Source organism: Streptomyces albipurpureus, assembly GCF_023701525.1.
In the GTDB taxonomy this organism is placed as follows: domain Bacteria; phylum Actinomycetota; class Actinomycetes; order Streptomycetales; family Streptomycetaceae; genus Streptomyces; species Streptomyces albipurpureus.
Map to the genome: position 1 here is coordinate 87,354 of NZ_JAMQAW010000023.1, position 14,542 is coordinate 101,895.

Sequence of the window (14,542 nt, forward strand, 5' to 3'; positions counted from 1 at the left end):
CGCAGGTCATAGCCCACATTACGGCGCACTGCTGACACGGTCAGTCCCCGGGAGGGGGTCCAGTTCGAAGTCCGCGCAGGCGAAACTGTGCCGGCCGCGATGCCCCTGAAAGAGGGTGCAGGCCTCGTTGGCCCCACCGGGAAGACCGTTGTCGGCAGTGCAGTCCGCCAGCACGGCCACCCACTCCGGCTCCTGCCCGCCCGCCCACCGCGCCCAGACCTCCCCCTGATCACCGTCGAGCACTCGCACCAGATCGAAGTGCGGCCCGTTGTGTTCCGCCTCCAGCGCACACCGCAGATGGGTCACCACCTCCAGCGGATGACCGGGCTCATCGGGCGCGATCTCCAGGGTGGACACCAGCAGTTGCAACGGCAGCCCGGCGGTCTCCGCACAGCCGGGCCCGATGAGCTGACACATCAGACCTCCCCCAACGCGACCAGGCACCAGATCCGCCCACCGTCCGCGATCCCCCAGGCGTCGGCCACCCCGGCGACCAAGCCCAACCCCCGCCCACTCTCCTCAAACAACCCGGGCACCCGAGGACACGGCACCCCCGGCCCGCTCCCACTGGCCACCTCCAGCCCCAGATAGCTCCCGGTCCGCCACATCCGTACGTCGACGGTGTCGCCCTGCCCATGCTGAAAGCCATTGGTCACGAGCTCCGACACCAACAGCTCCACCGCGTCGCCCACCCCCTCCAGCCCCCAGATCCGCAGGTGCACCCGCCCGACCCGCCGCATCAGGGCGGCCCACGTCCGGTCCTGGACGCTCATCTGCCCACCGACCTGCCCGGTGCGACGCAGGGTGAGATGGAACCCGGGCTCTATGTCCGACCGCCCGAGAGTGAGCCGCCCGGTGTGGTGGGCGGTACGGGCACGGGGTGGGGCAACGGCGATCGACATGGGCTGGTCCTCCACGGTCTTCGGACAGGGCAAAGCCGAACCTCAAGAGGCAGAGAAGGTCCAGTTTTGTTCATCGCCGTCCGACTTGGCTTGACTCAAATACCGTGCCGCATATGGGAGTTAATATTCAAGCTCATGGCTGTTGACCTAAGAATTGGCAAATGCCCGAGCACGGACACGGGTTGCTCAGGGGTGGGCACTGGGTGGCACACTCGGGGGTACGACATGCGTCGGTACCCCACAGCGGTCACGTCAGCCAGCGACAGACCGATGACGAAAGGGGACAGCAAGGTGGCAGCAAAACGGGGCGCTACGTTCCGACGCAGGGAGCTTGGCAAGGAGCTGAGGAAGCTCCGGGAGAGGAAGGGCTTAACCCTCCAGGAAGTGGCAGGAGAGTTGGGCTTCTCATTCACCAAACTGGCGCGGGTGGAGATCGGCGAGAACGACCTCCCTCGCTCGGGCGATCTCGACGCCCTGATGGACCTCTACGACGCCCATATGCCTCGGGAGGATCGAGACACACTGCTCAAGCTCCACCGAGAGTCACTGAGCAAGGAACCGTGGACGCCGTACAAGGCCTTTATGCCGTCGAAGATGCCGACGTATCGGGGGCTGGAGCAGGACGCTCGGGTGATGCGGGCGTTCCAGCCGAGTTTTGTGTTCGGGCTGCTTCAGACCGAGGCGTACACACGGGCTCTTTACACGATCGCCAAACCTGTCGAAGAGACCACCTCGGAGTACATCGAGCAGAACGTCAGGCTTCGCATGGAGCGGAAGGAACTGATCACTCGGTCTGACTCCCCTCTTGAGCTGCGGGTCATCATGGATGAGGCGGCTGTGCGTCGGATGGTGGAGGGTACCGAGGTAATGCGTGAGCAGTACGCCGCAATCGTGGAGTTGGGGCGGCTGGACAACGTGACCATCCAGATCCTCCCGCACGATGTGGTGACCTACCGAACTGAGAGCAACTTCATCTTGCTCGACTTCTCCGACGCGCTCGCCCCAGTCGTCCAAGTCGACATGTCAAACACCATCAGCGTCACGGACGAGTGGAGAGAGGTTCAGAGGAACATCAGGCGCTTCGATGCAATGCGAGACAGCGCGCTTCCTCCGGCTCGTACCGCTGACTTCCTACAACAACTAGCCCAAGGATGGGAGTAATCATCAGCACTCACACCACGGCGCTTGATGTCGCCGAGGACTCCGCCTGGTTCAAATCCTCCTACAGCAACGACACTGGAGGGGCGTGCCTGGAAGTTGCGATCTTGTCCCACCGGGTCGGCATCCGCGACTCCAAGAACCTGCAAGGACCCGCCCTGGTCGTTCCATCGGCTGTCTGGTTGTCGTTCGTCGGCCTGGTGCGCATGGACCCACGGGCCTATGTCTCAACGAGTCGTTAGCGCACATTCAGGAACTGATCTTGCAATCGAGGGAGACATGCCACTAAACAGAGGCTCCAACGCGACAAATGAAACGGCCTGGTTCAAGTCCTCATACAGCAACGACTCGGGAGGTTGCTGTGTGGAGGTCGCGCGCCTGACAAGCGGGGTCGGCATCCGCGACTCCAAGAACAAGCAGGGCCCCGCCCTGGTCGTCCCGTCGGGGGCCTGGCACGGTTTCATTGCCTTCGCAGCGAGGGCCGGCGCTGCCTGACCTCAACACGCAGCGCCACAACGCACAACGCAGGGTGCCCCAGACATGGGGGCACCCTGCTTGGCCTGCACCTCATCTCCCGAAGATGACCAATTACCTTCTGGAAACGAACAACTACACTTCGTAGCATTGCGGTTGACGCTCCATCAACCGCAATCACTGCGGAGGGATGCACTCATGCCGCATCACGATCTAACAGCTCCCCCGCCGCGGCGCCGTCTGCCGTTTGAGCACCTCTTCGTCACCAAGGCAGTGCGACGCGTCCAGACACCTGCTGAGACTCACGAGTACAAGAAGGAGCAAGGATCCTCTGACGGATCGCACACCTATGACACAACCGCCATCTAACACAGTGAATGCAAGCTGGGGGTGAGGCTGCTAGTGGCCTCACTCCTTAGTGAGTGGGAGTTTCTTTGCTCAAAATTCAAGTCACTCCATACCTAGGTGAAAGCGCCTGGCGATGGACCGGAACGCAGTACGCGACCACTGATACCTTGAGCAAGATCGAGCCGTTCCAACACCCGATGGTCGAACATCTGGCAATGACGGATGGACACCGTTCAGTGCTAGTAGTACGGGAACGCGTCGCTGATCGACCAGTCTGCGAACCCTCTGTACGTTCAGTCACACGGAACGAATACGATCAAGGGCTCACTGCAATCCATGCGTGGCCTACGGACTATGTATCAGTGGAAACGCAGGCCGACGAGCCGGTAGAGGTAACGGCTGGCCCATGCCGTACGACACCCTTCTACCTCGCGCACGACGCATCGACCCTCTATGGTTCGTGGGATATGGCTGACCTCTGGGAGCACGCCGGTGGGCTAAATACGCTCGAAGCCACACGGCTTCTGCTCTATAGGCCTCGGTATAGCCACGCCACTCTCTTCAGCGGGATTCATCGGCTTACCGAGCGCTCCACCGCACACTTCGGGGGCCACCTCTACCTGCGGTACCCAGATCCAGCGCTGCACGCCGGTCCGCGAATTCTGGCTCCAGATGCAGACGTCCTCGGAGCCTTTACCCAGGCTCTGGACTGCGCTTTGTATACTCGCCCCCTGATCCCAGAAAAAACCGTCTTCCACCTGACGGGGGGCTTAGACTCCGGAACCGTTGCTACACATGCCGCTCAGCGCCACCCTGGCCTGATCACCAGTGCCACGCTCTTGATTGGCGGACCTGGACGCGAGCAGCAGGTTAGACGGCGTGCAGAGATACTGCGCGCAACACCATTCGGTCCCAGGGATGTCGTGATCGACGCGACCACGGATCAACCTCTACACCCATCATGTGCTCGTGTTCGCGGCGCCTTGATCAGTCCCTACGAGGAGCCTCTGCACTATCCCTTCGTAAGGATGGCTGAAGAGATCGCCGCATCAGGAGCCCACAGCGTGGTGACCGGCTTGGGTGGGGACGAAATGGTCGCCCTTTCCCAAGCAGAATTTCCGCATAGAGCGTCTGGCCGGATGGAAGATGCTGCTTCATTGCCGTGGATCGGCCAGCGCGTGCAAGAGACAGCAGAGTTTGGAGACCTGGGGATTGCTCCACCAGCAGCTGTGAACAGCATGACCCTATTGTCCCTGGAGACATCTGCACCCGTACTACTCCGAGCTGGCCTATGGCCACTGCATCCATTCGCAGACCCCGGCATGGTCGAGCTCGGCGAATCACTTCCGCTAGATTGGCGGCAGTTGAAACAACTGCAACGCAGAAGACTCACATCCATGGGTATGAATCGTGACGTGACCCATCCAGTCGAACGCGAGAGCTTTGCTGAGATCGTTCGCGATTCACTGATCACTCACGGCAGATCCTTGCTGCATCACATGCTGAAAACTGGATCTCCGCTATTCGACGCAAGACTTATAGACCCTGACGGCCTAAAGCAAGCGCTCTTGACACTAGGACTCGACACGTATGAGGAGCGAAGAGACTCTCAACTGATCGAGGTAATTCACTTGCACGCAGCCGCTACAGTTTTCCTTTAGAGGTTGACCGAATTTATTGCTAGCCAAAAGGGCTCAAGACGCCATTGAGTCTATCTTCCAGGTCTTCGATTCGCTCGGCGTGTCGCCCCATGAGATACATAGGCCCATTCGTCTTCTGCATCTCATGAACAACTCGAAAACCTTGGCGCTCATAGTAGGTGACCAAGCCGGAGAAACGGCAGCCGCGTCTCACCCATCGTTTCCCCTCAAGAGCTGCGCGATCAATGGCCCAGAGGGCAATGAGTGCACCAGGGTTCGCTCCACGAATCACCGGGTCAGTAATCGTGCTGTACAAGTAGAGCGAAGGCTCTGCAAGCTCCTCTTGAGTCCATGCCATTGGGGGGGTGGAATCGGTCACAGTAGTACAGCCCACAGGCTGGCCATCTGCTTCGAGTAAAAACATCGACCCATCCTCGTTGCTGGTGAGCGCGGCAAGCTTCTCCGCACTCCCACGCCAACTCGGCATATCGCGCTTCTCAAGCCATTCGGAGCGGGCAAGGATGATTCGGATAACAGCCGCCGCATCCTTGGGCAGGGCTGGTCGCATCACGAACTTCACTCGGGCTCCTCGGATCAACAACGTCTCTTGGCCCACTCTGCCACTCTTCGTAGGCCGAAGAGAGGCAAAGCCGCCTTCGAACATCGCAAGCTTTCAGGCCGCGGCCCGCCCATGCCGAGGAAGCAGCGCTACCCTCGCACCCCCTCGATCGCCTCGGTCAGGCTCGGCGCATCCACATAGCAGGTGAATAGCGAGTACACCCCGGGGCGCTGTTCCAGCCCAACGTCGCCGTTGGCGAAAGCGTCGAGGCCCGACAAGACATCTTCCTGTTCCCGAGTGAGTGGGTCCTGCGTGTGCAGGACGAAGTGCCATTTTCGAACGGCTTCGGTTTCTACGGTTGAGCTCATCAATCCCTTTCGCCCTGACGCTGCACTCATGAGGGCTGCGGGCGCATGCCCTGCGCGGGTAGCAGAGCTCTCAACGAGGGAGGGGGTACCACGGAATTAGTGGTCATGCCGTTGTGTTCAAACGAACGCGGGCTCAACTCAATGCTACTGATAAGAACACCCGGCACCTGCTCCAGACGAACAAGGGCCTCCCTCATGGCGTTCATAAGGCTATCGGCCTGAAAATAGCACTCGAACTTTGAAAATCCTGGCCCCTCCTCCAAGCCCAAAAAGCCATCAGCGAAGCATTCGAGATGGTCCATGGCATCCGATTGCTCTGGAGTAAGCGGGTCTTGAGTATGCATGATGAAGTGCCAACTACGCACAGCTGTTGCCTCAACGTCCTTCTTCGGATGTCGATCCCCACGTACCATGAGCGTACTTATTACTCGCGCCGACTACGGCAGGGAGGCCAACCAACAAGAGCATCACCCAAAAGAGTGGAGCGCGGTACAGACAGCTCAGCGAGAACGCGGCCACTCACCAGACGGGGTGCGGCTCCTTGATACGCCGTCGCACAGCATATTCACACCCCAACGGTCTGCTCCGGCGAATCAACCCACACCCGCTCGCCTTTCGCGTCAACCGTCATACCAAAGCGAGCCAACAACGGGCTTCCCGCCCCGGTCCACCACGCGTACGCGGACTCCAACTCGTCCCACAGCCTGCGCTCCCCGGCCTGGTGCACCGTGGCGCTTGGTCGATCGTCGTGGAGTACCGCCGCAGCCCACGAGCGGTCCGAGAGGCCGTACAGCCAGACGCTGAGGCTGGGCCCGCGACGGTCGCTCGCGTGGGCACAGTGGGGTAACAACAGCCCAGCCACTGTGGGGAAGGGGTGTTGTAGGAGTTCACCGAAGCCCGTGGTGCGGGCGGTGAGGCAGGTGGTGGATGTTGTGGCGTCGCCGGGGAACCCCTCGGGGAGGTAGGCGTTGTGTGGGGGCCTGGACGGGCGTTGGGAGCGGGCCTTCATAAACTCCACCGGGGTGGTGAAGTGGCCCGATGCACTGGCCCCATCAGCACTGACCACCAGGCGGACAACGTGGTCGGTGTGGGTGAAGTGGGTGCCCCAGGGGGCGACGATCACACCGCCCGGAGATGTCTGCTCGACCCAGGCGTAAGGGATGTGACGCACCCCGACCGTGGCTATCAGCCGGTCGTACGGGGCCAAGGCAACGAAGCCTTCGAGGCCGTCACCCACCACGGCCGCCGGCCGCAGACCAACGTTGCTCAGGGCGGCCCGTGCCTTCGCCGACACCGTCTCGTCGACTTCCACGGAGACCACATTGCCCGCGCCGAGCCGATGGCTGAGTAGGCCTGCGTTCCAGCCCGTACCGGTGCCGATCTCCAGCGCACGCATCCCGTCCCGTACATCCAGGTCCCGCAGCATGGACAGCACCACGCTGGGCATCGAGGCCGATGAGGTGGGCACCTTGCCGGGTGCGGGGCCGATGTGTTGGCCGTCGTCCCACTGGGTGGTGATCGGCACATTCGAGTCGGCGCGCTCGTACCAGTTCACCGGATCGGCGTCGCGGTCGCAGACCGTGCTCGACCGTGAGTTCATGTCGTACGGCCACATCAGCCGGGGTAAGAACGCGGCACGGTCGACGGACTGGAACGACTCCAGCCAGTCTGCCGACATCGCCCCGGCCTCCAGGAGATAGCGGCCCAGTTCCTTACGAGCGGGCCGCATCTCGTGCTCGGTGAAGGTCACTTGCGGTGTTTCCCGTCTCCTGGCGGCGACCCGCCATCGGGGCTCGGCGGGTCCTCGGGCGGCTGCCACGGCTGGCCGGGGTGCCCATCGTCGCCGCCGTTCTCACCGCCCGAGCTTCGGGGGGTGGGTGCGGGTAATTCATGGCTTACCAATTCAATCGCCCTCCTGACCACGTCATGCTAGAGAGGCGGAAACTGACGGCCAAGGACTTCCCTACCGCGCAGGGAGGCACTGACCGCGCAGGTTTCACTACCGCTTGCGCCGCCCGCGATCGAGGCCCTGGGTACCAGGGAAGTCAGAAACCCATATGTCATCTCTCGTACGGATCGGCGTACGGCTCCAGACTCTGCCGTACCTCAGCGTTCGCCGCCGCCATGCGCGGCCCGGATGCGTAGTAGCGGGCGCGTGCCTTGCCGTGGGGGGTCAGCCAGCCCAGTCGGACCAGTTCGCGGATGTCGCGGATGGCCTGCTGGTCGGAGAGTTCCGCGTCCTGTTGGTAGACCGTGCGCCGGACCTTGGAGCCCCAGAAAGCCGGCAGCAGCGCGTAGACGACCCGTTCGTCCAGGCCGCTGGCGGCGGTGGTCTCTCCCAGGTGAACCCATGCACGGGAGAGGAGATCAGTGCGGCGCTGGGCCTGTTGGGCCTGGCGGTGGTGGGCTTCCAAGCAGAAACGAATCCAGGGGTGGGTATCCATCTGTGGGGTCCACCGAGGGCCGCCCACCTGCTGGAGGACGCGGTAGTAGCCATAGGTGTTCTGGCCCCGCCCCAGCCACTCCTCGATGGATGAGAACTCCGGTGGCATCAGCGCCTCACGCGCGAACACCAGTGTCGAGAGGGCACGGGACATACGCCCGTTGCCGTCCTTCCAGGGATGGATATTGACCAGATTCAGATGGGCCATCGAGGCCCTGACATGCACCGGAGCAGCTAGCTCACCCTCGTTGAGCCACTCGATCAGCTCAGCAGTCAGAGCGGGGACCTGCTCATGGGCGGGCGCGGTGTACGCGGGCACCAGGGGGTCGTCCGGGCTGGTGACGAAGACCGGTCCATCGCGCCAGCGGCCGGGGCGCTTGTTCAGATGGTGGCCCTGGAGCATGAAGTGGAGACCGTTGAGGAGGCCGGCGTCATAGCGGAAGTCCTCCGCTGCGTCGGCGAGGGCCTGGATGTAGGTCATGGCCCGCTGGTAGCCCTCCAGCTCGACCCGCGTGCGGTCGGCCGTCTCCAAAGGCTCCTCCCCCGCCATGAGCGCTTCCACATCGTCCACCGTCGCCGCATAGCCCTCGATGGTGTTCGACCCCGCGATCGCTCGCGCGGTGAGATTCCGCCGGAGTTGGGCTAGCCAGGGGGGTTTGGCGTTGAGGGCAAGCAGCAGTCGCTCACGCATCTCCGCGAGCTCGGAGAGCACGCGGAGATCGTCGGCGTCGAGGGAGGGCGTCTCGTACAGCATGGCTCGATGACACGACGGCAGGATGCGGCTGTCAAAAGGCCGTCACCGTGGGAAGTCCAACTACCCCCACACCCCCTCGATCGCCTCCCCCAGCGCCCCCGCCACATCCGGGATCAGCGCGTGTTCCCCGCCCCGCACAATGCGGCGACCGCCCACCACCACATCCGTTACGTCCGCCGCCGTCCCGGCGAACACCACGGCTTCCGCCGCCATCCGGCGCGGGGTGCCGGCCGTGCGGACCGAGTTCAGGGCGATGGTGGTGAAGTCGGCGAAGGCGCCCGTTTCCAGGGCGCCGGATTCGGGCCAGCCGAGGGCGTTGTGGCCGTCGGCGGTGGCTGCGCGCAGCAGGGCCGCGATGGTCCAGTGGCCGCGGGCCTGGGTGCGCAGGCGTTCGTTGAGTTCCATGGCGCGGGCCTCTTCGAGGAGGTCGATCACGGCATGGCTGTCGCTGCCGAGCGAGAGCGGGGAGCCCGCGCGCTGGAGGGTGAGGGCCGGGCCGATGCCGTCCGCCAGGTCGCGTTCGGTGGTGGGGCACATACAGATGCCGGTGGCCGCGCCGCCCAGGATCGCGATGTCCTCGTCGGTGAGATGGGTGGCGTGGACGGCGGTGACCGTGGGCTTGAAGAAGCCCGCGTCGGCCAGGAGGCGGGTGGGGGTGCGGCCGTGGACGGCGAGGCAGGCCTCGTTCTCCGCGGGTTGCTCGGAGAGATGGACATGGACGGGGACACCGTCGGTGCGGGCCGCGAAGTCCTCGTAGCCGTCCCGGTCGGAGACGGCGCGTACGGAGTGGATCGCCGCTCCGATCCGTACGTGGTCGCTCTCCCGCAGCCGGCTCCAGCGGTCGTGCCAGGCATCGATCGTGCCGTCGCCGAAGCGCAGCTGGGGGCCTTGCAGCGGCTGGTAGCCGTCGCGGGTGAGACCGCCGTGGAGATAGACGGTGTCCAGGAGGGTGATGCGGATGCCCGCTTCGGCGGCTGCCGCGATCAGGGCCTCGCCCATCGCGTTGGGGTCGGCGTAGCGGACGCCTTCGGGGCCGTGGTGGAGGTAGTGGAACTCGCCCACGGCCGTCACCCCGGCCAGTGCCATCTCCGCGTAGACGGCCCTGGCGAGGGTGAAGTAGTTGTCGGGGGTGAGGTGGTGGACGGCCGCGTACATCATTTCGCGCCAGGTCCAGAAGGACCCGCCGCCGACCTGGACCCGGCCGCGCAGGGCCCGGTGGAAGGCGTGGGAGTGGGTGTTTGCCAGGCCCGGGATGGTCAGGCCGCGCAGTACCTCGGCTCCGGGCGGTGGGGTGTCGATGCCCGGGTGGACGGCTGTGATGCGGCCTTCGGCGACCTCCAGTACGACGCCTTGTTCGGTGTAGGCGCCGAGCCAGGCGTGTTCGGCCCAGTACACGATGCTCGGTGTCAGCGGCACGCGAGACCTTCCAGTACGTCGGCGAGTGCGAGGACCCCGGCCGTGCAGTCGTCCTCGGCCGCGTTCTCGGCCGGGGAGTGGGAGACGCCGGTGGGGTTGCGTACGAACAGCATGGCGGTCGGTACGGCCGCGGAGAGGATTCCGGCGTCGTGTCCCGCGCCTGTACCGAGAATGGGTGCCTGACCGCCCAGCAGCCGGTTGATCTCGTCTCGTAGCGCGTGCTCGAACTCCACCACCGGGGTGAAGGACTCCTGTACGACGGTGAGGTCGACACCGTCCCGTTCGGCGCGCTCGCGCGCGGCCCGCTCGACCTCGGCGAGGACGGTGTCGAGCGCGGACTGGTCGGCGGCCCGGGAGTCCAGCCAGCCGCGGACCAGGGAGGGGATCGCGTTGACGCCGTTGGGTTCGACGGAGACCTTGCCGAAGGTGGCGACCGCGCCCGCGAGCTCGGCGGCTCGGCGGGCGGCGAGGACGGTTTCCGCGTATGTCAGCATCGGGTCGCGGCGGTCGATCAGCCGGGTGGTGCCCGCGTGGTTGGCCTCGCCCCGGAAGTCGAAGCGCCAGCGGCCGTGCGGCCAGATGGCGCTGGCGATGCCGACCGCGTCCCCGGTGAGATCGAGCGCCCGGCCCTGCTCCACATGGAGTTCGACATAGGCGCCGACGCGGGCGAGCCGTTCCCGGTCGGGGCCGATGTGCTCGGGGTCGTATCCGGCGTTCTCCATGGCCTGCGGCAGGCTGATGCCGTCGGCGTCCGTCAGGGCGTACGCCTGCTCCCGGCTGAGGAGTCCCGCGGTGAGTCGGGAGCCTACGCAGGCGAGACCGAAGCGGGCGCCCTCCTCGTCGCCGAAGTTGGTGATGGCGAGCGGGCGGGTGAACTCCACTCCCCTGCTGCGGAGTTCATCGAGTGCGGCGAAGGCCGAGACCACTCCGAGCGGGCCGTCGAAGGCGCCGCCGTCGGGGACCGAGTCCAGGTGGGAGCCGGTGACCACCGCATCGCCCGCGGTGGGGTCGCCGAGCCAGGCCCACTGGTTGCCGTTGTGATCGCTCTCGTAGTGCAGTCCGCGCGCTTGGGCCTGCTCCTGGAACCAGGTGCGGCAGTCCGCGTCGGCGCCGGTCCAGGCGTAGCGACGGTAGCCGCCGCTGCCCTGGTCGCGGCCGATGGGGGCGAGCTCCGTCCACATGGTGTGGAAGGAGCTGGGCGCGGTGGTGATCACTCGCCCTCCTGCATGGGGATACGGACTCCGCGCGCCTCGGCGACCGCTTCCGCACTGTCGTAGCCGGCGTCGACATGGCGGATGACACCCATCCCGGGGTCATTGGTGAGCACCCGGCGGACCTTCTCACCGGCGAGCGCGGTGCCATCGGCGACCGTGACCTGACCGGCGTGGATGGAGCGGCCCATGCCGACTCCGCCGCCGTGGTGGATGGAGACCCAGGACGCGCCGGACGCCACATTGACCATGGCGTTGAGCAGGGGCCAGTCGGCGATCGCGTCGGAGCCGTCGAGCATCGCCTCGGTCTCGCGGTAGGGGGAGGCCACCGAGCCGCAGTCGAGGTGGTCGCGGCCGATGGCCAGCGGCGCTGCCAGTTCGCCGCTGGCGACCATGTCGTTGAAGCGCTCGCCCGCGCGGTCGCGTTCGCCGTAGCCGAGCCAGCAGATACGGGCGGGCAAACCCTGGAACTGGACGCGTTCGCCCGCGAGGTTGATCCAGCGGCGCAGCGACTCGTTCTCGGGGAAGAGGTCGAGCATCGCCCGGTCGGTCTTGGCGATGTCGGCCGGGTCACCGGAGAGCGCGGCCCAGCGGAAGGGGCCCTTGCCCTCGGTGAACAGCGGACGGATATACGCGGGGACGAAGCCGGGAAAGGCGAAAGCCCGGTCGTAGCCGGCGAGCTGGGCCTCGCCGCGGATGGAGTTGCCGTAGTCGAAGACCTCGGCGCCCGCGTCCATGAAGCCGACCATGGCTTCGACATGGCGGGCCATCGACTCCCGGGCCCTGAGGGTGAAGTCGGCGGGCTTCTCGGCCGCGTAGGACGCCATCTCGTCGAAGGGGACGCCGAGAGGGAGATAGGCCAGCGGGTCGTGGGCCGAGGTCTGGTCGGTGACGATATCGATCGGGGCGCCCATGGCGAGCAGCCGCGGAAGCAGTTCGGCGGCGTTGCCGAGCACCCCGATGGAGAGGGGGCGGCGGGCGTCGCGGGCCTCGGTGGCCAGCTGGAGCGCGTGGTCCAGGGAGTCGGCGCGGACGTCGAGATAGCGGTGCTCGATCCTGCGTTCGATGGCGCGCGGGTCGCAGTCGATACAGATCGCCACACCGTCGTTCATGGTGACGGCGAGCGGCTGGGCTCCGCCCATGCCGCCGAGTCCTGCGGTGAGGGTGATGGTGCCGGCCAGGGTGCCGCCGAAGCGCTTGGCGGCGACCGCGGCGAAGGTCTCATAGGTGCCCTGGAGGATGCCCTGGGTGCCGATGTAGATCCAGGAGCCGGCCGTCATCTGCCCGTACATGGTCAGACCGAGGGCTTCGAGGCGGCGGAACTCCTCCCAGTTCGCCCAGTCGCCGACCAGATTGGAGTTGGCGATCAGCACCCGCGGGGCCCACTCATGGGTCTGCATCACACCGACGGGCCGGCCGGACTGGACGAGCATCGTCTCGTCCTGCTTGAGGGTTTGCAGAGTGCGAACCATGGCGTCGTAGCTGCGCCAGTCGCGGGCGGCCTTGCCGGTGCCGCCGTAGACGACGAGTTGGTCAGGGTGCTCGGCGACCTCGGGGTCGAGATTGTTCTGAAGCATCCGGAGGGCGGCTTCCTGCTGCCAGCCCAGGGTGTTCAGCTTGGTGCCGCGAGGAGCGCGTACGGGACGAGCGCCCGGCATCGGCTGCGCTGACCGCGCCGGCTGCGACGATCCTGGCGTTGCGGGTCCTGACATCGGGCAAGCCTCCTCATGGCCGTGACGACCACTGTTGAGTTCGATATTCACATCCTGACTACATGAATAGCTCTAGTCAACAGATGCGTAGGGACCTACCCGGATGATTGGCTACTGCAATGACTGCCGACCGTCGCAACCACGCCGTACGAGCCGCCGTCGAACAGGGGCTTCTCACCGAGGAGCAGCCGGTGGCCGCCCTCCTCGACATCGCCGGCATCCGCGCCTCAGCCGCCGCGCTGCGCGGCGCGTTCGCCGACGTCACCGACGCCCCCGTACTGCACGCCTTCGCCGTGAAGGCCGCTCCCCTGGTTCCCGTGCTGGCACTGCTGAACGACGAAGGCATCGGCGCGGAGGTGGCGAGCCCCGGCGAACTGGCACTGGCCCAGGCGGCCGGGATACCCGCCGACCGGACCGTCCTCGACTCGCCCGCCAAGACCCTGGCCGAACTGAGCGAGGCACTCACCCTGGGCATCGCGGTCAACGCCGACAACCCCCAGGAGCTGGCCCGACTGGACGAGCTCACCGCGGGCGGCACGTCGTCGCCGCTGGGGATCAGGGTCAACCCGCAGATCGGCGGCGGTTCGATCGGCGCGCTGTCGACCGCCACCGCCACCTCCAAGTTCGGTGTGGCACTCCGGGACGAGGGCGCCCGCAAAACGGTCGTGCGGGCCTATCTCGACCGCCCCTGGTTGACCCGGCTGCACACCCACTCCGGCTCCCAGGGCATACCGCTGGCCCGGATGGTCGAGGGCGTACGGGAGGTGTACGAACTCGCGCAGGAGATCAACGCGGCGGCGGGAAGCCAGCAGGTCACCACCATCGACATCGGGGGCGGGCTGCCGGTCAACTTCGACTCCGAGGAGACGGCACCGACCTACGCCGAGTACGCGGCGCTGCTGAAGGAGCAGGTGCCGGGGCTGCTGGATGGACGCTATGGACTGGTGACGGAGTTCGGCAGGTCCCTGCTGGCCAAGAACGGGTTCTTCCTGGCCCGGGTGGAGTACACCAAGACGTCCGGCTCCCGGCCGATCGCGGTCACTCACGCGGGGGTGCAGGTGGCGACCCGTACGGTCTACGACCCGGAGTCCTGGCCGCTGCGGATCGCCGCGTACGACGGACAGGGGCGGCCCAAGGCGGGTGAGCCAGTGGTTCAGGACGTGGCCGGGCCGGCCTGTTTCGCGGGCGATCTACTGGCTCAGGGGCGGGCGCTACCGCTGCTGGAGCAGGGCGATGTGGTCGCCGCCCTGGACACGGGTGCGTACTACTTCTCCAACCACTACGGCTACAACAGCCTGCCCCGGGTGGGGGTGCACGGATACGCGGTGACCGACGGCACTGACGGCACCGACGGAGGGGTGCGGTTCTCACTGGTACGGGCTCCGCAGACCACGGCGGAGATCGTGGCGGAGTCGGGCGGCGGGCTGGCCAGGTCGCTGCTGTAGAGACTGCTGCTGAGGCGTACGGAGGACGGAACCCGGCGGGCCCCGGCCTGGGGCGCCCGGAGCGGCCGGTTCCAGGCCTGGCCACCCTGGCATCGCACCGCGCGGCCGAGGG

Annotated in this window: 14 protein-coding genes; 5 read left to right on the plus strand and 9 right to left on the minus strand. The window is 65.8% G+C overall.

Features of this window, described 5'->3' with window-relative positions; all coding sequences use genetic code 11:
- Nucleotides 1–18 precede the first annotated feature (18 nt).
- On the minus strand, nt 19–417 hold the full coding sequence (locus tag NBG84_RS17815) for a hypothetical protein (RefSeq protein WP_250920460.1): 399 nt from the start codon (nt 415–417) through the stop codon (nt 19–21).
- Nucleotides 417–902: an ATP-binding protein gene (locus NBG84_RS17820; protein WP_250920461.1), complete on the minus strand. Its 486-nt coding sequence runs from the start codon at nt 900–902 to the stop codon at nt 417–419. Before NBG84_RS17820 ends, NBG84_RS17815 begins: the two co-directional genes overlap by 1 nt.
- Before the next feature lie 270 nt (nt 903–1,172).
- Here NBG84_RS17820 and NBG84_RS17825 point away from each other — a divergent pair, with 270 nt between their 5' ends.
- From NBG84_RS17825 to NBG84_RS17840, 4 genes are all read left to right on the plus strand, one after another.
- Complete coding sequence (locus NBG84_RS17825; RefSeq protein ID WP_250920462.1) at nt 1,173–2,063, plus strand: helix-turn-helix domain-containing protein; 891 nt, start codon at nt 1,173–1,175, stop codon at nt 2,061–2,063.
- Nucleotides 2,054–2,302, plus strand: a complete 249-nt coding sequence (locus tag NBG84_RS17830; RefSeq protein WP_250920463.1) for a DUF397 domain-containing protein — start codon at nt 2,054–2,056, stop codon at nt 2,300–2,302. The genes NBG84_RS17825 and NBG84_RS17830 overlap by 10 nt, the downstream gene beginning before the upstream one ends.
- A 37-nt stretch (nt 2,303–2,339) precedes the next feature.
- Nucleotides 2,340–2,555, plus strand: a complete 216-nt coding sequence (locus NBG84_RS17835; RefSeq protein ID WP_250920464.1) for a DUF397 domain-containing protein — start codon at nt 2,340–2,342, stop codon at nt 2,553–2,555.
- A 794-nt stretch (nt 2,556–3,349) separates the two neighbouring features.
- Nucleotides 3,350–4,543, plus strand: a complete 1,194-nt coding sequence (locus NBG84_RS17840; protein WP_250920585.1) for an asparagine synthase-related protein — start codon at nt 3,350–3,352, stop codon at nt 4,541–4,543.
- Nucleotides 4,544–4,562: 19 nt separating this feature from the next.
- Here the strand turns inward: NBG84_RS17840 and NBG84_RS17845 are convergent, their stop codons facing one another.
- The 7 genes from NBG84_RS17845 to hutU all read right to left on the minus strand — a co-directional run bounded on the left by NBG84_RS17845 (nt 4,563) and on the right by hutU (nt 12,931).
- Entirely contained in the window at nt 4,563–5,102 is a 540-nt protein-coding gene (locus tag NBG84_RS17845; RefSeq protein WP_250920465.1) for a GNAT family N-acetyltransferase, read from the minus strand.
- 128 nt (nt 5,103–5,230) lie between these two features.
- Nucleotides 5,231–5,449 (minus strand): hypothetical protein, encoded by a 219-nt coding sequence (locus tag NBG84_RS17850; RefSeq protein ID WP_250920466.1) that lies wholly within the window; start codon nt 5,447–5,449, stop codon nt 5,231–5,233.
- A gap of 565 nt (nt 5,450–6,014) precedes the next feature.
- Nucleotides 6,015–7,199: a methyltransferase domain-containing protein gene (locus NBG84_RS17860; protein WP_250920468.1), complete on the minus strand. Its 1,185-nt coding sequence runs from the start codon at nt 7,197–7,199 to the stop codon at nt 6,015–6,017.
- Nucleotides 7,200–7,509: 310 nt separating this feature from the next.
- Nucleotides 7,510–8,646 carry a Fic family protein gene (locus NBG84_RS40680; RefSeq protein ID WP_285367019.1) on the minus strand — a complete coding sequence of 379 codons (1,137 nt, stop codon included), beginning with the start codon at nt 8,644–8,646 and terminating at the stop codon, nt 7,510–7,512.
- A gap of 60 nt (nt 8,647–8,706) precedes the next feature.
- Complete coding sequence (locus tag NBG84_RS17870; RefSeq protein ID WP_250920469.1) at nt 8,707–10,062, minus strand: formimidoylglutamate deiminase; 1,356 nt, start codon at nt 10,060–10,062, stop codon at nt 8,707–8,709.
- The gene (locus NBG84_RS17875; RefSeq protein ID WP_250920586.1) at nt 10,053–11,243 is read right to left on the minus strand and encodes an allantoate amidohydrolase; all 1,191 of its coding nucleotides are present in this window, start codon (nt 11,241–11,243) and stop codon (nt 10,053–10,055) included. Before NBG84_RS17875 ends, NBG84_RS17870 begins: the two co-directional genes overlap by 10 nt.
- 29 nt (nt 11,244–11,272) lie before the next feature.
- A complete protein-coding gene (gene hutU, locus NBG84_RS17880; protein WP_250920587.1) occupies nt 11,273–12,931 on the minus strand; it encodes a urocanate hydratase in 1,659 nt (552 codons plus the stop codon).
- A 173-nt stretch (nt 12,932–13,104) separates the two neighbouring features.
- Between hutU and NBG84_RS17885 the strand changes: the two genes are divergently transcribed.
- On the plus strand, nt 13,105–14,430 hold the full coding sequence (locus NBG84_RS17885) for a type III PLP-dependent enzyme domain-containing protein (RefSeq protein WP_250920470.1): 1,326 nt from the start codon (nt 13,105–13,107) through the stop codon (nt 14,428–14,430).
- The last annotated feature ends 112 nt before the right edge of the window (nt 14,431–14,542 follow it).

Excerpts from the sequence above, each read along its gene's own strand:
- NBG84_RS17820 (WP_250920461.1), bottom strand. The coding sequence starts at position 902 with ATGTCGATCGCCGTTGCCCCACCCCGTGCCCGTACCGCCCACCACACC.
- NBG84_RS17850 (WP_250920466.1), bottom strand. The coding sequence starts at position 5,449 with ATGAGCTCAACCGTAGAAACCGAAGCCGTTCGAAAATGGCACTTCGTC.
- NBG84_RS17835 (WP_250920464.1), top strand. The coding sequence starts at position 2,340 with ATGCCACTAAACAGAGGCTCCAACGCGACAAATGAAACGGCCTGGTTC.
- NBG84_RS17885 (WP_250920470.1), top strand. The coding sequence starts at position 13,105 with ATGACTGCCGACCGTCGCAACCACGCCGTACGAGCCGCCGTCGAACAG.
- NBG84_RS17815 (WP_250920460.1), bottom strand. The coding sequence starts at position 417 with ATGTGTCAGCTCATCGGGCCCGGCTGTGCGGAGACCGCCGGGCTGCCG.
- NBG84_RS17840 (WP_250920585.1), top strand. The coding sequence starts at position 3,350 with ATGGCTGACCTCTGGGAGCACGCCGGTGGGCTAAATACGCTCGAAGCC.
- hutU (WP_250920587.1), bottom strand. The coding sequence starts at position 12,931 with ATGCCGGGCGCTCGTCCCGTACGCGCTCCTCGCGGCACCAAGCTGAAC.
- NBG84_RS17875 (WP_250920586.1), bottom strand. The coding sequence starts at position 11,243 with ATGTGGACGGAGCTCGCCCCCATCGGCCGCGACCAGGGCAGCGGCGGC.
- NBG84_RS17830 (WP_250920463.1), top strand. The coding sequence starts at position 2,054 with ATGGGAGTAATCATCAGCACTCACACCACGGCGCTTGATGTCGCCGAG.
- NBG84_RS17825 (WP_250920462.1), top strand. The coding sequence starts at position 1,173 with ATGACGAAAGGGGACAGCAAGGTGGCAGCAAAACGGGGCGCTACGTTC.
- NBG84_RS40680 (WP_285367019.1), bottom strand. The coding sequence starts at position 8,646 with ATGCTGTACGAGACGCCCTCCCTCGACGCCGACGATCTCCGCGTGCTC.